The sequence below is a fragment of the Colwellia sp. SU-HH00943 genome (assembly GCF_057546125.1).
Window position 1 is genome coordinate 309,575 of record NZ_BAAJLW010000002.1, and the last position, 21,436, is coordinate 331,010.

General features: G+C 37.7%; 21 protein-coding genes. 8 read left to right on the forward strand and 13 right to left on the reverse strand.

All coding sequences use genetic code 11. The features are described from left to right. Positions 1-57: 57 nt before the first annotated feature. From sigZ to AC27GZ_RS06590, 7 genes are all read right to left on the reverse strand, one after another. On the reverse strand, positions 58-603 hold the full coding sequence (sigZ, locus tag AC27GZ_RS06560) for an RNA polymerase sigma factor SigZ (protein WP_487094100.1): 546 nt from the start codon (positions 601-603) through the stop codon (positions 58-60). A 94-nt stretch (positions 604-697) separates the two neighbouring features. After that, positions 698-1,402 (reverse strand): glutathione S-transferase family protein, encoded by a 705-nt coding sequence (locus AC27GZ_RS06565; RefSeq protein ID WP_487094101.1) that lies wholly within the window; start codon positions 1,400-1,402, stop codon positions 698-700. Positions 1,403-1,687: 285 nt separating this feature from the next. After that, a complete protein-coding gene (gene phoU, locus AC27GZ_RS06570; protein WP_487094102.1) occupies positions 1,688-2,452 on the reverse strand; it encodes a phosphate signaling complex protein PhoU in 765 nt (254 codons plus the stop codon). A gap of 11 nt (positions 2,453-2,463) precedes the next feature. Next, the gene (gene pstB / locus AC27GZ_RS06575; RefSeq protein ID WP_487094103.1) at positions 2,464-3,297 is read right to left on the reverse strand and encodes a phosphate ABC transporter ATP-binding protein PstB; all 834 of its coding nucleotides are present in this window, start codon (positions 3,295-3,297) and stop codon (positions 2,464-2,466) included. A gap of 14 nt (positions 3,298-3,311) precedes the next feature. Then, positions 3,312-4,646 carry a phosphate ABC transporter permease PstA gene (pstA, locus tag AC27GZ_RS06580; RefSeq protein ID WP_487094104.1) on the reverse strand — a complete coding sequence of 445 codons (1,335 nt, stop codon included), beginning with the start codon at positions 4,644-4,646 and terminating at the stop codon, positions 3,312-3,314. After that, positions 4,639-6,057: a phosphate ABC transporter permease subunit PstC gene (gene pstC, locus AC27GZ_RS06585; protein ID WP_487094105.1), complete on the reverse strand. Its 1,419-nt coding sequence runs from the start codon at positions 6,055-6,057 to the stop codon at positions 4,639-4,641. The genes pstA and pstC overlap by 8 nt, the downstream gene beginning before the upstream one ends. A 107-nt stretch (positions 6,058-6,164) precedes the next feature. After that, positions 6,165-7,235 carry a PstS family phosphate ABC transporter substrate-binding protein gene (locus tag AC27GZ_RS06590; protein ID WP_487094106.1) on the reverse strand — a complete coding sequence of 357 codons (1,071 nt, stop codon included), beginning with the start codon at positions 7,233-7,235 and terminating at the stop codon, positions 6,165-6,167. Positions 7,236-7,594: 359 nt separating this feature from the next. Here AC27GZ_RS06590 and AC27GZ_RS06595 point away from each other — a divergent pair, with 359 nt between their 5' ends. Both AC27GZ_RS06595 and tyrA read left to right on the forward strand, forming a co-directional pair. Further along, positions 7,595-8,695 carry a 3-deoxy-7-phosphoheptulonate synthase gene (locus tag AC27GZ_RS06595; RefSeq protein ID WP_487094107.1) on the forward strand — a complete coding sequence of 367 codons (1,101 nt, stop codon included), beginning with the start codon at positions 7,595-7,597 and terminating at the stop codon, positions 8,693-8,695. Between the two features lie 29 nt (positions 8,696-8,724). Next, on the forward strand, positions 8,725-9,858 hold the full coding sequence (tyrA, locus tag AC27GZ_RS06600; protein ID WP_487094108.1) for a bifunctional chorismate mutase/prephenate dehydrogenase: 1,134 nt from the start codon (positions 8,725-8,727) through the stop codon (positions 9,856-9,858). 25 nt (positions 9,859-9,883) lie between these two features. On the opposite strand, the gene AC27GZ_RS06605 is transcribed toward tyrA, so the two are convergent. From AC27GZ_RS06605 to AC27GZ_RS06615, 3 genes are all read right to left on the reverse strand, one after another. Beyond that, positions 9,884-10,504: a hypothetical protein gene (locus tag AC27GZ_RS06605; protein ID WP_487094109.1), complete on the reverse strand. Its 621-nt coding sequence runs from the start codon at positions 10,502-10,504 to the stop codon at positions 9,884-9,886. Positions 10,505-10,607: 103 nt separating this feature from the next. Further along, a complete protein-coding gene (locus AC27GZ_RS06610; protein WP_487094110.1) occupies positions 10,608-11,393 on the reverse strand; it encodes a hypothetical protein in 786 nt (261 codons plus the stop codon). 50 nt (positions 11,394-11,443) lie between these two features. Further along, a complete protein-coding gene (locus tag AC27GZ_RS06615; RefSeq protein ID WP_487094111.1) occupies positions 11,444-12,739 on the reverse strand; it encodes a MipA/OmpV family protein in 1,296 nt (431 codons plus the stop codon). Positions 12,740-12,840: 101 nt separating this feature from the next. Between AC27GZ_RS06615 and AC27GZ_RS06620 the strand changes: the two genes are divergently transcribed. Beyond that, positions 12,841-13,605 (forward strand): hypothetical protein, encoded by a 765-nt coding sequence (locus tag AC27GZ_RS06620; protein WP_487094112.1) that lies wholly within the window; start codon positions 12,841-12,843, stop codon positions 13,603-13,605. Between the two features lie 402 nt (positions 13,606-14,007). On the opposite strand, the gene pheA is transcribed toward AC27GZ_RS06620, so the two are convergent. The 3 genes from pheA to AC27GZ_RS06635 all read right to left on the reverse strand — a co-directional run bounded on the left by pheA (position 14,008) and on the right by AC27GZ_RS06635 (position 18,177). Continuing rightward, entirely contained in the window at positions 14,008-15,183 is a 1,176-nt protein-coding gene (pheA, locus tag AC27GZ_RS06625; protein ID WP_487094113.1) for a prephenate dehydratase, read from the reverse strand. A 152-nt stretch (positions 15,184-15,335) separates the two neighbouring features. Then, on the reverse strand, positions 15,336-15,722 hold the full coding sequence (locus tag AC27GZ_RS06630) for an MAPEG family protein (RefSeq protein WP_487094115.1): 387 nt from the start codon (positions 15,720-15,722) through the stop codon (positions 15,336-15,338). A 52-nt stretch (positions 15,723-15,774) separates the two neighbouring features. Then, complete coding sequence (locus AC27GZ_RS06635; RefSeq protein WP_487094116.1) at positions 15,775-18,177, reverse strand: penicillin acylase family protein; 2,403 nt, start codon at positions 18,175-18,177, stop codon at positions 15,775-15,777. Between the two features lie 354 nt (positions 18,178-18,531). Between AC27GZ_RS06635 and AC27GZ_RS06640 the strand changes: the two genes are divergently transcribed. The 5 genes from AC27GZ_RS06640 to efpL all read left to right on the forward strand — a co-directional run bounded on the left by AC27GZ_RS06640 (position 18,532) and on the right by efpL (position 21,425). Further along, a complete protein-coding gene (locus AC27GZ_RS06640) occupies positions 18,532-18,879 on the forward strand; it encodes a hypothetical protein (RefSeq protein ID WP_487094117.1) in 348 nt (115 codons plus the stop codon). A 73-nt stretch (positions 18,880-18,952) separates the two neighbouring features. Further along, positions 18,953-19,612, forward strand: coding sequence for a nucleotidyltransferase family protein (locus tag AC27GZ_RS06645; RefSeq protein WP_487094118.1), 660 nt, complete (start codon positions 18,953-18,955; stop codon positions 19,610-19,612). 99 nt (positions 19,613-19,711) lie between these two features. Further along, complete coding sequence (locus tag AC27GZ_RS06650) at positions 19,712-20,263, forward strand: DUF2058 domain-containing protein (protein WP_487094119.1); 552 nt, start codon at positions 19,712-19,714, stop codon at positions 20,261-20,263. Between the two features lie 185 nt (positions 20,264-20,448). Continuing rightward, a complete protein-coding gene (locus AC27GZ_RS06655; protein WP_487094120.1) occupies positions 20,449-20,586 on the forward strand; it encodes a hypothetical protein in 138 nt (45 codons plus the stop codon). 263 nt (positions 20,587-20,849) lie between these two features. Continuing rightward, the gene (efpL, locus tag AC27GZ_RS06660) at positions 20,850-21,425 is read left to right on the forward strand and encodes an elongation factor P-like protein EfpL (protein ID WP_487094121.1); all 576 of its coding nucleotides are present in this window, start codon (positions 20,850-20,852) and stop codon (positions 21,423-21,425) included. Positions 21,426-21,436 lie beyond the last annotated feature (11 nt).

Sequence of the window (21,436 nt, forward strand, 5' to 3'; positions counted from 1 at the left end):
AAAGCACTATGTGTTTTAGTGGAAACTGATTGTGCTGTTGAACTGCTCAATGCTTTATTAACAGCTATTACATTTACCTGACCTAGTATTATATTCAATAACATTTCCTTTCGTGTCCAGGTTGAACTGGCAACAATTGTTAAATAGATTTAGAAGTTTCTGACGGCTTTTTTTCAGTCGGGATTTTAATGTTGAGTAATTGATATTTTGCTCTTCTGCGTAACGTTTTTGTTGTACTCCTTCAGTTTCAATCGCGATTAAAAGCTCAGAATCTTGTTCAGGTAGTTGTTTTATAAAAGGGGTTAGACATTGTGCTAGCTCGTTAATGACATGTGCATCATCTAGTTTGCCATACCATAAATCTTCTTCGGCTAAGTTGTATTGTTTTTTGTTTTGACGATAAAAGTCAATGATAGCGTTATTGGCGATTTGAAAAAGCCAAGGCTTCACTTTGTTGTTGTCTGCTAAGCTAGGCAGGCTTTTATGGGTTTTAAGCAGTATTTCTTGTAGTAGATCCTCAACATCACTTGCGTTTGAAACTTTGCTGTGTAGAAACGCTTTAAGGCTAGACTGATATGCTTTCCATATTGTTTCAAGATTCATTAAGTTATTTCATAAAATGATAGGTGTGATTTTATTATCATCTGAGAACAAGGCTATGACAATGTAAAAATTGCTTGTCATAGCTGAGGTAGTCTTAATTACAGCATGGGCTAGCTGTCGTTGTGCAACAAGTCGTGTCAGCTTGTGCTCCATTCATCACACTGGCTAGATAAGTGTTTTTTAAGTAAAAACCACTAAAGGTTGCAACAAAGTCTTCAGGTACAGTTTGTTCAGCAAGGCCTGATGTGACTAAAGCCGTTTGCCAGTTCTGTACTTTTGGAAAGCCTGCTAACATATCAACGCCAGATTGCTCTTTTATCATTGCAGCTCTGTGTAGTAATGGTAACCAAGCAATGTCTACATTTGAAATATACTCACCCTTAAAAAATCTTGAACCCGTTAATTGTTTTTCAGTTTTAGCAAAGGCTTTTGCTAAGTTAGCTAAACGTGTTTCAAAGGTATCTTTATCTTTGCTACTCATGGTTGAACACTGTGGCATGTAGTGTTTACTTGCTTGATATGACCAAGCTCTATCGAGTGCTTTTTGCTCTGCTGTTACGTTTTCTATGGGGGCATATTTATCATCTAAATATTCGACTATAGCGTCTGATTCAAATAACACAGTTTCATTTTCTGTGATCAAAACAGGTACTTGACCATTAGGCGAAATGTCTAAAAACCATTGAGGTTTATTACTTAACTCAATGTATTCAATCTCAAAGGGGATTTTTTTTACAACCAGTGCAGCCATAACACGTTGAACAAAAGGGCAGTTTTTAAAGCTAATGAGTTTAATCATAGTTCTTCTCCATTTAGATCTTAATAAAAGGTATTAATCATATTGATACCTATAAGACGAACTCATCTAAAAAAAGACGACTTTTTATCAATTATTTTTTGGGCTATGAGCAGAGGGTATGGCTATAAATTTATTTGTGTTAAAACTACATGCGTTAAAAGTGAGGATTACTCTGAAGTTGTTAAAAATATAAATTTGTTTTCTGTGTTGGTTGTTTTAGGGTAAAAAAAAGCAGCTATTTAAAAAGCTGCTTTTTATATTTAAGAATTAATTATGGCTTAACGCTTAATTATCCATTTTAGCGTTAAGTTGTTCCATGCTTGTGTGACGCACGTCTTGACCTTCTACTAAATAGACTATGTATTCACATAAGTTGGTGGTGTGATCACCAATACGCTCTAGTGCACGTGCACACCATGTAACGCGCAATGCGTTTTTAATTTCTCGTGGGTTTTCCATCATTTTAGTCACTAACAAGCGCGAGATGTTATCAAACTCTTCATCAACAACATGATCATTTCTGATGATATCTAGCGCCGTTTCAACGTCCATTTGTGCATACGCTTGTAATGCCCTGTGAAGTGTTTCACTAACATGTTTACCTAAGTGTTTTAGCTCAACTAAAGGGCGAGAGCCTTCTTCTTCAGCAAAATTACCTTTGGCAAGTTTAATGGCATTTTTACCAAACTTAACCGCTTCATCACCCATACGCTCTAAGTCAGTAATACTTTTGATAACACTCACTAATAAACGTAAGTCACTGGCAGCTGGTTGTCTGCGGGCTAAAATTTGTGTGCAGTATTCGTCAATTTCCAGTTCCATAGAATTAACTTTTTGATCGCGCTCAATCACTTTAGCTGCCAGTTCAGCATTAGCATCTAATACTGAATTTAAGCCGTCGTTAACTTGTTCTTCAACTAGTACGCCCATCTTCATAACTAGCGTTCTCACTTGCTCAAGCTCTTCGTTAAAGCGACGGGAAATATGCTTATCTAAATGTAATTTGGTAGTGAAACCTGATGGGGCTTCTGAATCTTTTGATGTAGTCATGTTTTTCTCCCTTAACCAAAACGGCCCGTAATGTAGTTTTCAGTTAACTTGTGGCTTGGACGTGTAAAGATATCTTCAGTTTTGCCCATCTCAACGAGTTTACCCATGTGGAAATAAGCTGTGTGCTGTGAAACACGTGCAGCTTGCTGCATAGAGTGAGTTACAATGGCAATGGTGTACTTTTCTTTTAACTCATCAATTAACTCTTCAATGATAGCGGTTGCTATTGGATCAAGCGCTGAAGCCGGTTCATCCATTAGAATCACCTCAGGGCTGACAGCGATAGTTCTGGCGATACATAAACGTTGTTGTTGTCCACCTGACAAACCCGTTCCCGGATCTTTTAATCTATCTTTAACTTCATTGAATAAGCCTGCTTTTTGCAAACTGGTTTCTACAATTTCATCAAGCTCAGCTTTAGAGTTGGTTAAACCGTGAATACGAGGGCCATAAGCGACGTTATCATAAATAGACTTAGGGAAAGGGTTTGGTTTTTGAAATACCATGCCCACACGTGCTCTAAGTAATACTGGATCTAATTCTTTAGCATAAATATCTTCGCCATCTAACATTAATTGTCCAGTTACACGGCAAATATCAATGGTGTCATTCATACGGTTTAAACAGCGTAAGAATGTTGACTTGCCACAACCTGAAGGACCGATTAAAGCGGTGACTTGGTTTTTAGCTAAATCTAAACTGACATCATGGATGGCTTGTTTTTCACCATAAAATACATTGGCTGATCTAATCGACATTTTGGCATCGTCAGCATAAATGTTACCAACGGTTTCTGTTAGCTCAATTTCAGCCAGTGCGTCTTGTTTAATTTCTGGATTATTCATTATGTTATCTCAAATTATTTCTTTTCAAACTTAGCGCGTAATACTGTTGCCGTGACATTGATAACGAGTAGTAGCGATAGTAAAACTAATATAGCGGCAGATGTTTTCGCTAAAAAAGCTCGTTCTGGGCTGTCGGCCCATAAATATATTTGTACGGGTAATACTGTTGCCGAATCCACAATACTGGTTGGGACATCAACAATAAAAGCAACCATACCAATCATTAATAGTGGTGCGGTTTCACCAAGTGCTTGTGCTATACCAATTATAGCGCCTGTTATGATGCCAGGCATCGCCTGAGGCAGTACATGTGAAAAGGTTACTTGCATTTTTGATGCGCCTAGTCCTAAGGCTGCTTCTCTGATTGATGGCGGTACCGCTTTTATTGAGGCTCTACTAGCAATAATAATCGTAGGCAATGTCATTAAACTTAGTACAATACCACCTACCAGCGGAGCAGAGCGGGGTAATCCGAATAAATTAATAATAACAGCCAAACCAAGTAAACCAAAGACAATGGAAGGTACAGCGGCTAAGTTGTTAATGTTAATTTCAATAATATCGGTAAAGCGGTTTTTAGGAGCAAATTCTTCTAAATATAAAGCACCTGCAACACCGAGTGGAAACGATAATACTAACGTAACAAACATGGTTAATAGTGTTCCCATTAACGCCCCTTTTATACCTGCTAGTTCTGGCTCACGTGAGTCACTAGAAGTAAAAAAGCTTGAGTTGAATTGGCTTTCTATACGTTCATCACTTAATAGTTGTGCTATCCACATCGCCTGCTGATCATTGATACGTAAACCAGCTTCACCAACAGGAAAACCTTCTTTTAAGTAGCTATCTACGTCATCATCAAGCCTTACCCATATAGCAACATTTTGATTTAGCATGTCAGGTGAAGCTATTAATTTGTCTTTAATAGTAAACTCAGCATTCGTTGAAAATAACTTCACCAGTTGACGCTTGTCTTTTCGGCTTAATTTTTTCTCAGTGGCGAACATATCGTAAATAGAGTTTCTTAACACTTTACGATAGTTTGCACTGCTAAGTTGCTTAGCAAGCGCTTCTTCAGTGAGTTGCTCATCAACATTTAACCAATCACTTTGATAAATAATATCAAGTTTTACCCAGTGCTGATGAAAGGCTGGTAGCGCTTTTGTGGTGATATCACCGATTAATATCACCACTAGCATAAAGCCAAAGAAAACAGCAAAAAGCCCAATGTTTTTAAAGCGTTTTTCTTTTTGATGACGTTTCTTTAAGCTTAGTGCTACTTTTTCTGTGGTAGCGTTTTTCGCTGTTGACATATTACTTGTCTCTTTTTTACTGGCTGAATTAGTCATACTGCTCTCTATATTTTTGCACTACTTTTAACGCTAAAATATTTAAGCCAAGCGTGGTGATAAATAACATTAATCCTAAGGCGAATGCCGCTAACGTTTTAGGGCTATCAAACTCTTGATCACCTGTTAGTAAGGTTACTATTTGCACCGTTACTGTGGTGACAGAATCAAGTGGATTTGCTGTTAGGTTTGCCGCCATACCCGCAGCCATGACCACAATCATGGTTTCACCAATAGCGCGAGAGATAGCTAATAAAATAGCACCAACAATACCAGGAAGCGCTGCTGGTAATAATACTTTAACAACGGTTTCACTGCGGGTTGCTCCCATGCCTAAAGAAGCCTCTTTCAATGATTTTGGCACGGCGCTAATAGCATCTTCAGATAAAGAAGACACGAAAGGAATAATCATGGTGCCCATAACCAAACCAGCCGCTAAAGCACTTTCTGAAGCAACACTTAATCCGAAATATTCGCCTACATTTCTGATAACCGGTGCAACGGTTAAGGCTGCAAAAAAACCATAAACCACGGTAGGAATTCCAGCAAGTACTTCAAGCATTGGCTTGGCAAAGCTACGTAATTTTGCACTGGCATATTGTGATAAATAAATAGCAATCATTAACCCAACAGGCACAGCCAATAACATGGCTATAAAGGTGATTAACATAGTACCTGCAAATAAGGGCACAGCACCAAAAGCACCTGAACCGCCTACTTGATCTTCACGCATCGCGGTTTGTGGGCTCCATTGTGTGCCAAACATAAATTCGCTAGGTGATACGGCACCAAAGAAGTGAATTGATTCAAATAATACAGAAACAACGATACCTAAGGTGGTTAATATCGCCACGGCTGACGAAGCCACTAATACGCCACGAATTATGGCTTCAGATTTTTGTCTGGCAGCATAGGTTAGGCTGAACTTTCTCACAACGACAATAACACTGACAACCGCAATAATAAGGACTAAGGCTGTTTTAAGCCAAGAGGATTGCTCGCTAAGACTTTGCAGTTGCATCGCCGCTTGATATTGACTTTTTTCAGCAAGAACACTCGTTTCAGCTATTGATTGTAATAGTGTGTTTGGAGTTTCTGAAGAGGCTAAAGAACGAATATTATTTAAATACAAGCCTAAATCGATTGATGAAAGCGCTTGTACGTTAGCAGGTAAGGTAGTAGTGAGCAATTGCTCAATAACAGTTTGTTCTGCACTGTTGAAAATAAGCAGTGCAATTAGCGCTGGCAAACCACAAACCATAGCCGTTAACAAACCAAATTGTTCAGGTAAACAGGTTAGATCTTTTTTATGCTCTGCGCCGCCAGCAACGCGTAATGAACGCTTTATTCCAAACCAGTAACTAAACAAGGTTAAGAAAATAAGAACAAAAAAGAGTAAAGATGAATTCATATTATAAAACCAAATATTTCAATAGCGTTTTAACGCGTAAAACGCGCACAGCCAATAACTTAGAAAGTTACCAACTATGCGCGATTATATTTAAATCAGTACGTCTTCTATAAAGCTAACGGTGTTAACGATAGTACACTTTCGCGTATCTTCTGTAGCTTCTCTTCACCTAATGGAATTAAACCTTTATCAGTAAGGTAACCATCTTCACCCATAGACGCTTCAGAGGTATATTCCGTTAAAAACTCTAGGATGCCAGGTACTTTACCTACGTGTGCATTTTTCACGTAGAAATATAATGGACGTGATACAGGGTATGAACCATCAGCAATAGCTTCAAAAGTTGGCTCTTGACCGTCAATGATAGAGCCTTGAAGTGTGTCGCTGTTCTGATCTAGGAAACTAAAACCAAAAATACCGTATGCTTTCGGGTTAGCAGTCAGCTTTTGAACGATTAAGTTATCGTTTTCACCGGCTTCGATGTATGTGTGATCTTCACGTACACTGTGACAAACTTCTTTGTACTTAGATTTGTTGCTCTTTTTAAGTGCTTTTATCCAAGCGTATTTTTTACAACCGCCTTCAAGTACTAATTCAGCAAAAGCATCGCGTGTACCTGATGTTGGTGGTGGACCTAATACCTCAATTTTATTTGCTGGTAGAGCAGGGTTAATGTCGCTCCACATTTTGTAAGGGTTAGCTACTAAGGTTTCACTACCATCTTTTGCCGGTACTTCTTTTGCTAAAGCTAAAAATAATTCTTTACGAGTTACTTTCATTGGCTCAGCAGCATTTGAATTTGCAACTACGATTCCGTCATAACCTACTAATACTTCAGTAATGCTAGTTACACCATTTTTAACACACATATCAAATTCAGTTTTTTTCATACGACGAGATGCGTTTGATAAGTCAGGCGTGTTAATCGCATTGCTGGCACAAAATAATTTCATACCGCCGCCAGTGCCAGTTGATTCAATTTTTGGTGTTCTGAATTTGGTGTTTTTACCAAAACGTTCTGCAACTACTGTTGAAAAAGGGTATACAGTTGAAGAACCCACTGCAGTAATTGTGTCGCGGCTACCTTGCGCATGTAGCGCACTACTCATTAGTGCAGCTGTACCTAAAGATAGGCCTATTAAAGTATTTGATAATTTACTTTTCGTTCTGATATTCATATTTTCTCACCCGTTAAATGTTGTCGAGATCTATAAAATTAATTGAGATGTTCTTTAAAGTTGTGAGCAGTGTAGAAATTTAATGTGACAGTTAAATGAACGAAATATGACAGTTTTGTGACACCGTGTTTTGAGTTTTGATTTTTTCTTAAAATTATACTGTACTCAAGTAAAATTATGTGTAAAAATATTCTTACAAATCGCGTAATGAATTCTTTACGATTTATAGTTTTTGTTTTTGGTTGAGCTGTGGCCCTTTAAAATCACACGTTAATCTAGTGAATATTTTCTACAAATCTTGTTTTTAATCTGCGAATTTTAAATTTTTGTTATAAAGAAGAAACTATTAGGAACAAGCCATGACAACGTCAACTGCTGAGCATGCAAACCACACAAGTACATTAAATGACATTCATGTGAATGAAGAGCATGTATTAATGACCCCTGAGCAACTTAAGGAAGAGCTGCCGTTAAAAGAGCCAGGAAGAGCATTTGTGAAATCAGCACGTAAAATAATTGCTGATATTATCCATAAGCGTGATCCACGTTTACTTGTGATCAGTGGCCCTTGTTCCGTACATGATGTTGAAGCGGCTAAAGAGTATGCAAGAGCATTGAAAAAGCTGCATGATAAACACCAAGATTCTTTGTATATTGTTATGCGTGTATATTTCGAAAAACCGCGTACGACAGTAGGTTGGAAAGGTTTAATTAATGATCCGCATATGGATGGATCTTTTGATGTTGAAACGGGACTGAGAAAAGCCCGCGAGTTGTTAATTTACCTAACTGAGCTTGGTTTACCACTAGCAACAGAAGCATTAGATCCAATTAGCCCACAGTATTTAGCTGAACTATTTAGCTGGTCTGCTATTGGAGCACGTACTACTGAATCACAAACTCACCGAGAAATGGCGAGTGGTTTATCTATGCCAATAGGCTTTAAAAATGGTACAAATGGTAGTTTAGATGTTGCCATTAACGCCTTACAGTCAGCTGCGTCTTCACATAGCTTTATGGGCATTAACCGAAAAGGGCAGGTTGCGTTAATTAAAACTTCGGGCAATCCTGATGGCCATGTTATTTTACGTGGCGGTAAGCAACCTAATTATGACAGTGTTAATATTAGTGAATGTGAGCAAGTATTAGCTAAACACAATTTAGAGCCGGGTATTGTTGTTGACTGTAGTCATGGTAACTCTAATAAAGATTACCGACGTCAACCATTGGTAGCGACTAATGTATTTAATCAAATTGTTGAAGGTAATAAGTCTATCATTGGCTTAATGCTAGAAAGCCATATTAAAGCAGGTAATCAAAGTAGTGAACTTGCAATTGAAGATATGGAATACGGTGTTTCTGTCACTGATGCGTGTATAGATCTAGACACAACAAGGGTATTATTAGATGAAGCTAGTAGTATGTTGGTTGATGTATTAAAGCAACGAATTAACAGCTAAAAATCAGACGAGTTAAAGTAAGAGAAACCATGAGTGATTTTGACGAAAGCCTTAAAGTTTTACGTGACGAAATTGATGAAATTGATAGCCAATTAGTGGCTCTGTTAGCTAAGCGATTATCTGTTACCAGTAAAGTTGGTGAGTTAAAAAGCGCAGCAGGTCGACCTATTTTTGCACCTGAGCGGGAAGCTTGCTTGATCAAAAAGCGTCGTGCACAAGCCGAGAAAGCTGGCTTTAGTGGTGACTTAATAGAAGATGTTTTACGTCGTTTAATGCGTGACTCTTACGTTAGCCAAGATGCAAGTGGTTATCAATGTGTTAACCCCGACTGTAATAAGGTTGTTGTGGTTGGTGGTAAAGGGCAATTAGGTGGAGTTTTTGTTGATTTATTTCAACGCTCTAACTATCAGGTAGAAGTGCTTGAACAAGAAGATTGGCCTAACAGTGAAACCATTTTAGCTGATGCAAGTCTTGTTATTGTTGCTGTGCCTATTCGCTTAACCTCAATGGTCATTCAGCAGTTAAATAACTTACCGAAAGACTGTGTTTTAGCGGACTTTACCAGTATAAAAGAACAGCCTTTGTACGAAATGATGAAAGCTCATCATGGGCCAGTTGTGGGTTTACATCCTATGTTTGGTCCTGACGTTACAGGCTTAATTAAACAAACTATTATTGTTTGTGAAGGTAGAGAACAAGAACAGTATCAGTGGTTACTTAAGCAATTTGAAGTATGGGGCGCAAAAATCTTTCAGGTATCAGCACATGAGCATGATCAAGCCATGTCTATGGTACAGGTGATGCGTCACTTCTCCACTATTGCTTACGGCTATCATTTAATGACAGAAGGTGCTGATATTGAAAACTTAGTCAATATGAGCTCACCTATTTATCGTTTAGAGCTAATAATGGTAGGACGCTTATTCGCGCAAGATCCGATTTTATACACTGACATCATATTTTCTAACCCTGATAATATTACCATGATGAAGCGCTTTGCTTATCGATTTTTAGAGTTATTAGAAGATGTTGAATTAGGTGATAAACCAGCGTTTGTTTCTATGTTTGAACAAGTTTCTCACTGGTTTGGTGACTATGCTAATGATTTCTTAGCTGAAAGTAAGTCAATGCTCTTAAAGGCTAATGAATTGAAAAAGCATTAGCCTTTTTCCTTACCTTTGAACGTCATTAAAAGCTGTAGGCCAAACCAACAGATACTTGACTATCAAGCCATATTGCACTGTTAAAGTGTGCTAAGCATGTGCCGCTTTGACAGAACAAATCATCATCATCTTCTGTTAACGTTGCATAAACACGAAGTTCAGTAATTAAGGCTAAGCTGTCCGAAAATTCATAGCGCGTTCCTACTGATGCCGTTAAAGAAGGGTAAATTGCATCGTTAAAGTCACTGTCAAAATAAGTTCCTCCAACTCCAATACCTACTGAAGTTACATAGTTTCGTTCTTTAAATAATGCAACGCCATTAAAGTGAGCATAAATGGTGTCAAAGCTATGGATGTTTTGGCTGCTGTTATCGGTAAAGTCTCGAGAAATATAATTGATTAATACCTGACCTTGGCCTGTTGGTGAGTCTTGCCAAGAAAAAGCTAACCCAAAACTTGGCTCATCTGTTGTGGGTAAGGATATTGTATTGTCTGCGTTATCTAACTTTGGGCTAAGGTTGTAACCAACGATAGGCATAATCTCAAACTCAGTAGCATGAAGCTTAGATATTGAGACTATGGAAACGAATGTGATGAAGGTAAAACAAGTTTTTACTGAGTGATGAAGAAGCTTCAATGGGGGCATATTGAACATTCCTTGGTAATGTGTTTTTAGTATTTTTATCTATTTAAGCTTACCTTGCTTTAGCGGAATTTCAAGCGGAATTTATAGCAAAGTAAGCGAGGATTTACTCAATATTTTGCTGTGCTAAATTCAATAAAGATAATATTATTTCACCACCGAGCTGATTACTTACAATACCTTGCTCGTTTCCTATCGCAGCAAGTTTTATATCGTTAAGTTGCAGAGTGTCAGAGGTGTTCTGAGTTAGGTTATTCAATGTTAAAGTGTTAATGTGAATTGCCTGAATTATTATTTTAGGCTGAGCTTTTCCACGTTGCTTTTTAGTTTGCTTGTGTTCAACAATAGGCCCTGCTTGAGGGTTATCCTTGGCGTAGGCTTCTGCATTTAATTGCGGGTTTTTTTGTGCGTAAATCTTTGCGCTAATTTCTGGATAAAATTCAGGATAGTCATGGGCTAATTGATTTTTCACCTCAGTTGCAAGTGCCAAAATAATGCCTTGCTCATTATTAATGATTAGCTCATTAATAATGATTTGCTTTACTGTAGTAATCGATATGGTTTCTTGGCTTGCGCTAATATCACGTTGAAAAGGTGAAGCGCTTTTTGTTATTTTATTAGCAGATAAGGCAAATTCGGCTTGATCAATAATAAGGGCGTATTTTGCTTTAAAACCTTCAGGGTTTGCTACAGTTAAATTGGTAAAGCTACCTAACCCTTCGTTAGGAGCAAAGTCAGCCCCAGTTAATAGCGTTGTTTGTTTAGTATAATAATTGCCTTGTAACTGTATTTGGCTTTTTAAATAGTCGTTCAATGAGCTGTTGGCTAAGTACCAAAGCATGGTACTAAAAAAAACTAATAAGGCAAAAGCAAGTACAGCTAATTTATTCAAAATTTCTTCTCTTGTATTTAGCGGGAGTGATAAATAAAACGGTAGAATTGTTAAAAATCAAATTGTAAGTAAACCGTGTTGTAATTACTACCACCTTTAATGCGACCAAATTGTGACGCTGACTCAAAAATAGCCGATCTATGATGAATACTGTAACCTAACCACATATCATTAAGCGCATTACTATTAAATATATCGCCTAAATTAATATCAATACTAAAATCTAACGCATTCATTAATTCACTTGGGCGATAACCTTTTCTCTCCATCTCTGAGCGCTCTATGTAGGTAACATCGGATACATAAGATAAACCTTCTGCAACCCCTAAGCGCCAACGAACTGGCCAGTTAATGGTGTAATATGCTTTTATAGCGAGCACATATTCTTGCTCTGAGTCTTGTACTTCTGAGCTCCAATGCCATACAAAGCCTGTGGTTAAATAAATATCAAGCGGTAGCGAGAAAAGCTCATCCGTTAAGGGGTAACCATAGTAAAGGGAAGTGAGTTTATTGCCGTATTCATCTTTAACGGTATCGCCAGCAAGGATGTCACCAATATTTGATGGCGTAGCCCAACCGTGAGCAACACGTAAATAACCATGGTTAGTTAAACTTTCTTTTTTAGGTTTACTTATGTCATTAAAGAAAGCGAACCCTAAGTAAACTTCAGATTCCCAACGTTTATTTACTGCTGCGCTATGATAGGCATTATCATCGAGGGCTGTGGCACCGAAAGAACCTAATAAATAAAAATTACTGGCCACATGAAAACGTGTTTCTAGTGTTGCATTTAACTCAACGCCAGCACCAATTCGCTGTTGGCTAATATCTTCTAGCGCATAGTAACGGCTATTGAAGCTAGCACTTTTGTACTGCGCCGTGAATCTGGGCATAAACTCCCAACTATTGTGTTGAAAGTACCAAGAATGACTGATATTTCCGTATGGGTTGCCTTCTAAATCACTAAAAAGTTCAAAATCAAAATATGCGTCTTGTACAGATTCTTTTCGCCATTGTACACCTAAATCAATCGTGTCTCCTTGGACTTGATTTTGATATTCAGCAGGAATATCAAAAAAACGCATTCTTGCTATGGCATTAAGTTGCCAATCATCTTGTTTGTAAAGATGAGCTCCCCCTTCAATACCCCGCAAAAAGAAGGTTTCTCCTTGGTAAAACATCATAGGAACAAAACTGGTGACTTTATCTGCTTCAGTGTCAAAAGGAATGGTTGCATGCCTTGCTAAAGCGCCTAATCCCCATGTTTGTTCTTTATAGCGTTTTTCTTGAGCGGTGGCGTTAATCGAGTATAAAAATAGTGTGAATATAACGAAAAAACAGCGCATGACTTTCCTAGTAATTATTATTAAATGACGTTATAAATAGACATTATAATCTACTATTCGCTATCTTATAAGTAACAGAAGCTAAAAGGAAATTGAAATTAATGAAAAAAATCTTTATCGCTACCACCATGCTCGTGTCATTAGTTTTTATCAATAATGTTCACGCTGATGTGTTGAAATTAAAAGATGGTCAGGAGCTAACGGGCAAATTAATTTCTCGTGATGCCAATGGTGTGGTTTTTGAAATAGGTGGCCAACAATTAACGATCAAAAGTAGCAATATTGCAGGTATCAGTTTAGGGGACTTTGTTGCTGAGAAAGCACCGGCTGAGGTTGTTGAAACTAAAGAGGTGGTTAAGGAAGAGGCACCAACACAGAAAACCCCTACAGTTGCTCCTGTGGGGACGAGAATGGTTGTAAGCACTAATACTTCAATTAATAGTAGACAACATAAAGCGGGACATAAATTTACTGCTCGCCTTGAAAGTGATGTGGTAGTAAACGATGTTGTTATTGCGCCTAGAGGAACTGCTGTTTATGGTGTTATCAGCTCAGCAAAGAGCTCTGGTCGGTTAGTAGGGAAATCCAGCATGGAAATTACCTTTACTGACATTATGCTGAATAACCAGTTAAAGCCTATTTCAACGTCTCAGGTTAATGCTGTCACCGAAGGTACAGGTAAAAGAACAGTAGGCACTACGGCAAGAGCCGCAGCAATTGGTGGTTTGATTAATGGCTCTAAAGGGGCTAAAGATGGTGCTAAAGTAGGTGTTGGCCTATCGGTATTAAGTAGTGGTAATTCCCTTAATATTCCTGCGGGAACATTGTTGGAGTTTCAGTTAGCAGCGCCTTTCTCTGTGAATTAAGGAAAAACTTTCTGCTTATACCAAGTTGATTAAATTCTTTCCCACTCAGCGAGAATTAAAAGGCTTAGAGGCAAAGCATTGATTGAAGAGAATGGTTATTCCCTTGTCAAAATCAATAACGCAGCATGTAAGCCTTTTAAACTCGCCCTTTGGGAGCTTGCTCGATGCCCACTAACTTCGTTAAATTCATTTGATTTAGAATGACTAAACCTAAACAAATTTGCCTTGTTATTGAACATCGAGCATAGCTCTGAGTAGGGAAGAAATTTAATCAAATTGGTATTAGATCTAAAAAGCCACAATTTAGCATGTTAAATTGTGGCTTTTTACGTCATACCAATTGTATTAAGTATTTCAGCAATGCTCGCTAAATGTTCAAGTACTTTACTTTATTGGTATGATTTATATTTCACTACTTGGCACGCTGGTTGGTGTGATGTGCTCAATAGGGTAACAACCAAGCACTTTAATAAAGTTCGTGTGTTCGGTTATTTCTGTTATCGCTTCTTGCAGTGCAAAACTCGTTAAATTAGCTTCAACATCGATGTAAAACATCTCTTCCCATGGACGGCCTTGAATGGGACGTGATTCAAGTTTACACATATTGATGCCTTTTTCTTTAAGTACCAATAAGCACTCAACTAATGCACCAGCTTTATGACCAGTTGATAAAATGAAAGTTGTTTTTGCCGGAATTTGCTCAGCTACATCAACTGCTTTTCTAGCCACAAGAATAAAGCGTGAGTGATTTTCATTTTGGTTAGCAATGGATTTTTCTAAGGCTTGTAGTTTATATAGTTGACCACCTTCTTCACTACCAATAACTGCAATGGTTTCATCTTGTAATTCTGAAACTTTAACCATAGCATCTGCAGTGCTATCACAATATTCGATACGAATATCGCTTTGTTTGTCTAAGAAGTTACTGCATTGAGCAAAAGGTTGCCCGTGCGCATAAATGGTTTTTATCTTATCTAAATTGGTGTTTACTGCTGTTAATAAACAGTGCTCTATTGGTTGCGTAATTTCACCGACAATAGACAAGTTAGTGTGCTGCAATAAATCATAAACCTGGTTAATACTGCCAGAGCTGGTGTTCTCAATAGGCAACATGCCGTAATCCACTTGCCCTGATTCAACTTGTTGTAAAATGTCGCTGAAATTTTGACAGCCTGATTCAATAATTCTTTCGGCACGTCTTGAGAAGTAGCGGTGACTCGCTAAATAGCTATAAGATCCTTTATCACCTAAGAAAGCGACACTGACTGCTGGTGTTTGAATGTTAGGGTTGGCTAAACTTTGTAGGTAAGCTTGCTGATTTAATACCGAATCTTCAATAATGGTTTGAAAAACATGGGTCACATAGTGAGCATCTAGACCTAAGGCTTTACCTTGCTTTATTAAACGAATTAATAATTCTTGTTCACGCTGTTGATCTCGGATGGGGCGAACTTGCTGGACCTTGCTTTTAGCAACTTGAAGAGTAAGTGCGCGACGTTTAGCAAATAAGGTGAGTAATTCCTTATCTAAACTAGTAATTTCTTTACGTATTTCATTTAAATCTAATTTTTCGCTCACTATACTTTCCTACTATATTTTTTCTACTCAAGAAAAAACCTTCCGAAAGGAAGGTTTTTTATAAAAATGGTTTCACCAAAACGCTAACTCTATCGAGCTTAGCTAAATTCTGTCAACACTTTATTTAGACCATTTTAGGCCTTTTCATATCATTAAGGGATACATTGCCAAATAATACTGAAGCTGCAAATAGTGCCAACCGCCCAAACTAAACTTCTGAGTTTATCAATATTTAATAAATACAATATGTTATAAGCTATTCGAGCACAAACATGTACGACAGCAAGTAATGCTATATTTTCACCTGTATGTTGTGTGACAATAGCTAAGATAACTGCAGGAGCAAAAATAATTAAAGATTCGAAGGCGTTTTGGTGAGCAGCAAGTGCTCTAGCACCAAAGCCAGTTAATTTACTTTGTTGCTCGCGAGGGTGATTATTATTATATCCCCCTAGTTTTTGCATTGCGTAAGCAACAGGTCCCTTAGCTAAAAAGGGTAATAAGGCAGCAATAAATAAGCACCAAATTAATACGGTCATAATATTTCCTTTTGTCGTTATTATTAGTCGTTATTTTGTATCGATATCGGTTTTAATAACTCAATAGCGTTAACGTATATTTAGTTTCGCCGGGTAAAAATGGCGAAGGTTTTCCTTGCTCCCAGTCACTATGACCACTGCCATAGTAAGGACTCCAAGGGTGGCCAGCTTGGCTAGTTGGCATGTGGAAAATTCCTGTTTCTTCATGACCAGGCGAAACAACCATACGCTCAGAGGCACCAAAAGACTTACCTTGTACTTTCGGCATATAACTATCACCAGATAAAGGGTTTGCTGGCATATTTAACCATTTACCAATAAAAGGTACGCCTTTAGTTAAAGGGTGGTTTATTGCGGTAGTATTTTGCTGACCCCAAGTGGCACTGGCCAATGGCTGTGCAGCGCCATCAAAAGTTTGCATATCTTCTATAGTTTTTTCTAAGGCTTTATTAAATACTGCCGTCCAAGAAGAGAGTGGGCGCATCATAAAGTTATCACTTTGTTGATTAATTAACTGCCATAAGGGTGTTTCAATTTGGTGACGAAGACTGCGAAATTTATAGCTTTCATCCAGTTTAGCTAAGGTTGCATTAAGCTCACTAAAGACAAGATCACGGACATTAATGCGAAAATTTCGTACTAAGCGATAACTGACAGAATCAACACTGGCGCGTAACTCTTTTGTGGCAACGAGTATTGACTTCACTTCATTAAAATCAGTGTATCCCTCAAGTGCTTGCTCTGTTAATACTTGCTCAAGCAAGAAGGTTTTCCAGCGTTCTAAAAATATTGCTTGATCATCAAGGCCAATTGCTAACACTGCTTGCTCGTCAAATTCGGTTAAGGCAAATAAGTCGTCGCGAATTTGTTTAGCTCTAGCACCTAAGGCATAACCACCATTCCCTAACTTGCTCAGCATTTCATCCCCGACAACACGAGAATTTGCTGTCCATAGTCTGTTATGTTCAGGGTTGTAAACTTTGGGATATTCATCGGGTGATAAATAACCTTGCCAGCCAATATTGTTAGTGTGCCAAGGGTGGGGCGTTTCTCCAATATCTCCAACTTTGTTAGGAATTGGCCCCATAATCGTCCAGCCAATATTGCCTGCTTTATCACCTACCATCATATTTTGTGATGGAATACCACTTCGAGCTGCTATATTGAAAGCCTGCTCGACATTTTCAGCTAACTCTAGCTCTGTTGCCGTAAAGTTTATTGCTTCTTTGTCGTGTGCAACCCAGCGATAAGCCAGTAATTGCCCTAAATGATTCTTACCAATTACAGGACCCCATATCGTTTCTTGAATTGTTACTTCAACGGGTTGTTCACCTTTCACAGCAATAAGTTGTTTGTGTAAGGTAAAAGCGAGCTCTCCTTCAGGTGTTAAATAGGCTTCATCGTTGTTTGATGTTTCTAACACCACTACATCGCTATAATCGCCATAACTGTTTGTAAAACCCCAAGCAATTTTACCATTACTGCCTATCACCATATTTGGCGTGCCGGGTAATGTAGCACCCGTAAGTGCTACTTGCTGGTTATTATGCGGATATTCAAAGCGGGCGCGAAACCAAGTATTAGGCACACGTATATTTAAATGCATATCATTGGCTACCATAGCACTGCCCGTGCTACTTATATCCCCTGAAATTGCCCAGTTGTTAGAGCCAGGAAAGTCATCGGATTGGTAGTTGTTATGAGTAAACAAGCTATTTGCTTGTGTTGAATATGTTGATAATGCCGAGGCAGCGGGCCACGCACCTGTTGGCATAGCAGCGGGCTCATAATGAGTATCATCAATAGCTGCATCCCAAATACTGCCTTTAGGGTCTAAAAAGGCAAAGACATCAGCGCTTAAAATTGCTTTCATTAAACCTAAAGAGCGCTCACGCTGACCGTCATGATATTGTAAATCAATATACATACTAAAAATGGCTAAAACAGAATCTTCTTCGCTCCATTGCACAGGGTCTTGCTGCAATAATAAATACTCAAAAGGCTCAGAGCCTAAATACATTAAGCCTTGATTAACACCGCGTGTATAAGCTTTAAGTAATTCACGCTGTGCATTGGGTAATGTATTTACGATGGCTCGTGCTCTATCTCTAAAGCGGTGACGCCTGATGGACTTATCATAATCAAGTGCTATCCTGCCAAAGAGGCTAGACAATTCACCTGCTGAATTACGGCGTAATAAGTCCATTTGAAAAAATCGCTCTTGTGCGTGAACAAAGCCTGTTGTTACAGCAACATCTAAACGGCTATTGGCTTTAATGGTCACTATACCCTGACTATCGCGCTCAAGGATGGCGGTATCTTGTAAGCCAAAAACAGTTTCTTTACCATCAAGAAGAGGAAGCGCGCTATCAACTTTGCTATATAGCCAAGTAGCACCTGAGGCTAGTATTAAAGAACTGACTAATAAAAGGGCGACAATTACTTTTTTTATCATAGGGTTTAGAAAGTTAGATAACGATGTGAGTAGAGTAACCGATTAACGAAAAGTGAAAAAGCCTTTATAGCGTTTATTGTAACAATTGTAATTTTATTGTCGTTTTCTTTGTATAAGAAGCTATACAAACGCAGACTTTAACTTTAAATGAAATAATTTAACTGTGACTTTATTAACCTTGGTGGCTGAAAAACAGCCACTCTGGAAACTGTTTAAATCTTAAGCATTTGTTTTGCTTTAATAAAGAAAATAAACCTATATTTGTTTAGGTTTTAACGTTAACAAGATGTTATCATAGCCGCCCTTTATGGTAGGTCATCGCTAGCGTTATTGAGGTTCCAAGTGACAGAGTCAATGTCAAAACATGTTAAGATTGGAGAATGGATTTTCGAAGTAAAAATGGTTAGGGCGTTAAAAGTTGCCGAGTATGGTCAGCCGTATTCCGCTATTGCAAATTGTAATATTAACGGTGATGCCATGTATGTTGATGGCCTGCTAACTAAAGAAGAACAAACTTTTACGAAAGATGACTTTGATGCTTTTACCCAATTTAGTCAGTTGTTGGATCTTAAGAAACTTTCTTATCACAGATATCAAAATGGGCAATCGGTTACTAAAGACGTAGATCTTGAACCTAAAGTCAGTATTTCTACACCACTTGAAAATACAACTAAAAATGCAACTATTCGTCTAGTTAAATAAGTTAATATGATCTTTAACGGCTACTTCCTGCCATCATATAATCCGATTAATTTTAGCATCTTAGGTGCTAGCCATGAGTAAGTTTACTACTGGAAAAATCGCCATAATGTTAATGGCTGCGGGCTGTTCATCTCGATTAGGGCAAGCTAAACAGTTAATTGAAATTACGGAAATTGATAAGTCTTCGCAAAATTTATTACAAAGACAAATTGCTTTGATGAATAGCATGAGCAGTGATTTTAACAGTCAATCGTATTGTGTTTTAGGTTATGAAAAAGACATGATGCTTGCCAGCTTAACTACAGCGAGTACATTGGATAAGGTGACTGTGGTTGTGAATAATGATTGGCAACAGGGTTTATCTAGCTCAATTGCTCAGGGAGTGGGCTCATTACCTGAAAATATCAGTGCCGTGTTGATTTTCTTGGTAGATCAATGGCAGTTAACATCAGAGCACTTAATAGCCCTTATAAAGCAATGGCAGCTTACTCCAGAGAAAATTGTGGTGGCTAGCAAAGGTGCCTTGTTAAGCCCGCCTGTTATTTTTCCTAAACAATTTTTCAGTCAACTAAGATCATTAACAGGTGATGATGGGGCGAAAAAAGTGATTAAGAATAATAGGCATCAATTGATATCAATTGAGTTAATAGAAGCATTTATTGATGTAGACACACCCGAACAACTAGAGCAGTTAAAGCAGTTTTCACAGAAGAATTCATCCCCAATCGATTGATATTTTGATTGAAAAATTGAACCTGAGGGCAGGCATTCTATTTGTCTGTTTGTTTTTTATTGTTAGAATAAGTTATTAACCCAATATAGATAAATAATCATGGCATCACTTCAAGATCAACTCCTTAAAGCAGGTTTAACTACCAAACAAAAAACACGTCAAGCCAATGCTGATAAACGAAAGAAAAATAAGCAAAAGCGCAGCGGTGTTCAGCATGAAGCGACAATGCAAGAGCAAGTAAAACAAGAATTGGCTAAAGCTAAAGCAGAAAAACAGTCAAAAGATAATGCGCTTAATGAACAAAAGAAAAAACAACTCGCAGAAAAAGAACAACATTTACGCATTAAACAAATTTTAAGCCACCATCAAATAATAAATGTTGAAGGTGATAACGAATACAACTACACCTTCAACAATAAAGTTAAAAAGTTATCACTTGATTCTAATACACATAAAGCATTAATTAATGGTCGATTATCTTTGTGTGGTTTAGATGACGTAACTTATCTAGTTACTTATGAAACTGCCGAGAAAGTAGCTAGTTTAGATGCAAGTGTTGTGTTAGTTAAAAATGATAAAGTAGTTGATGAACAAATTGATGAAGATGATCCGTATGCAGAATATCAAATTCCGGATGATTTAATGTGGTAAATCAGAAAAATTGCTGAAATTTAAGTCGTTTATCGTATTACTAGTAAATATAACTTGCCATTATTATTGATGTGAATAGTAATAATAACTTCATTCTCATATTACTTTTGTAATCTAGTGTGTAATAATACATATGAGGTAACCAACTTTGTGAGGGTAACATGGCCCATGAGGATAGAAGCTATATGTCAAAAAATACTGAAATGAATGTTGAAAACAGTGTGAGTGAGCAAAATACTACCCAGCAAGAATTAGCTGATGCACATAGTGAAATTGCAGAGTTGAAGCTGCACATCGCATGGTTGGAACGTTCTTACGAATAAAAACGTTTTTTTGATAACAAATTAAAGCTTAAGAAGGCTAATGTAATTATTTACATTAGCCTTCTTTTTTATTTACCGTTTATAGAAAGTAAAATGTTGTGTTTATGAATGTTTTTATGTTCTATTACATGTTGCTGATCAGATTGTTGATGTGATACTTGCATTACCTTGTATTCATGGTATTTTCTCTGTTTATAGTCATACAACTTTTTATGTAAATTCAATATCAATTTTTCAATTTCCATACTAATTAAGGAATTCCCATGCCAAAAGCAAGCGACATAAAAAAGAATGCAGCAATAGAGCACAATGGCAAAGTGCTTATTGTGCGAGATATAACACGCTCTGTTCCCCAAGGTAGAGCTGGAGGCAGTTTATATCGTATGCGCTTATATGATGTGGTAACTGGTGGGAAAGTAGATGAAACTTTTAAAGCTGAAGACATGCTTAACTTAGCTGATTTAAGCCGTAGACCTTCAATGTTTTCATATATAGATGGTGATGAATATGTTTTTATGGATAATGAAGACTACACGCCGTATAACCTGAATAAAGAAAGTCTCAGTGAAGAATTACTCTTTATCAATGAAGATACCCAAGGTTTATCCGTTATTATTGTTGATGATACGCCTGTAGCTATTGATTTGCCTGCAAGCGTTGAACTGGTCATCACTGAAACTGATCCTTCAATAAAAGGAGCGTCTGCAAGTGCTCGTACTAAGCCCGCTACGCTTTCAACTGGATTAATCATTCAAGTTCCTGAACATATTTCAACAGGTGATAAAGTGAAAGTGAATACCAGTGAACATAAATTTATGGGACGTGCTGACGTTAAATAAATTAGACGATA

Coding starts and splice junctions, on each gene's coding strand:
- sigZ (WP_487094100.1), bottom strand. CDS start 603: ATGAATCTTGAAACAATATGGAAAGCATATCAGTCTAGCCTTAAAGCG.
- AC27GZ_RS06565 (WP_487094101.1), bottom strand. CDS start 1,402: ATGATTAAACTCATTAGCTTTAAAAACTGCCCTTTTGTTCAACGTGTT.
- phoU (WP_487094102.1), bottom strand. CDS start 2,452: ATGACTACATCAAAAGATTCAGAAGCCCCATCAGGTTTCACTACCAAA.
- pstB (WP_487094103.1), bottom strand. CDS start 3,297: ATGAATAATCCAGAAATTAAACAAGACGCACTGGCTGAAATTGAGCTA.
- pstA (WP_487094104.1), bottom strand. CDS start 4,646: ATGACTAATTCAGCCAGTAAAAAAGAGACAAGTAATATGTCAACAGCG.
- pstC (WP_487094105.1), bottom strand. CDS start 6,057: ATGAATTCATCTTTACTCTTTTTTGTTCTTATTTTCTTAACCTTGTTT.
- AC27GZ_RS06590 (WP_487094106.1), bottom strand. CDS start 7,235: ATGAATATCAGAACGAAAAGTAAATTATCAAATACTTTAATAGGCCTA.
- AC27GZ_RS06595 (WP_487094107.1), top strand. CDS start 7,595: ATGACAACGTCAACTGCTGAGCATGCAAACCACACAAGTACATTAAAT.
- tyrA (WP_487094108.1), top strand. CDS start 8,725: ATGAGTGATTTTGACGAAAGCCTTAAAGTTTTACGTGACGAAATTGAT.
- AC27GZ_RS06605 (WP_487094109.1), bottom strand. CDS start 10,504: ATGCCCCCATTGAAGCTTCTTCATCACTCAGTAAAAACTTGTTTTACC.
- AC27GZ_RS06615 (WP_487094111.1), bottom strand. CDS start 12,739: ATGCGCTGTTTTTTCGTTATATTCACACTATTTTTATACTCGATTAAC.
- AC27GZ_RS06620 (WP_487094112.1), top strand. CDS start 12,841: ATGAAAAAAATCTTTATCGCTACCACCATGCTCGTGTCATTAGTTTTT.
- AC27GZ_RS06630 (WP_487094115.1), bottom strand. CDS start 15,722: ATGACCGTATTAATTTGGTGCTTATTTATTGCTGCCTTATTACCCTTT.
- AC27GZ_RS06635 (WP_487094116.1), bottom strand. CDS start 18,177: ATGATAAAAAAAGTAATTGTCGCCCTTTTATTAGTCAGTTCTTTAATA.
- AC27GZ_RS06640 (WP_487094117.1), top strand. CDS start 18,532: ATGTCAAAACATGTTAAGATTGGAGAATGGATTTTCGAAGTAAAAATG.
- AC27GZ_RS06645 (WP_487094118.1), top strand. CDS start 18,953: ATGAGTAAGTTTACTACTGGAAAAATCGCCATAATGTTAATGGCTGCG.
- AC27GZ_RS06650 (WP_487094119.1), top strand. CDS start 19,712: ATGGCATCACTTCAAGATCAACTCCTTAAAGCAGGTTTAACTACCAAA.
- AC27GZ_RS06655 (WP_487094120.1), top strand. CDS start 20,449: ATGTCAAAAAATACTGAAATGAATGTTGAAAACAGTGTGAGTGAGCAA.
- efpL (WP_487094121.1), top strand. CDS start 20,850: ATGCCAAAAGCAAGCGACATAAAAAAGAATGCAGCAATAGAGCACAAT.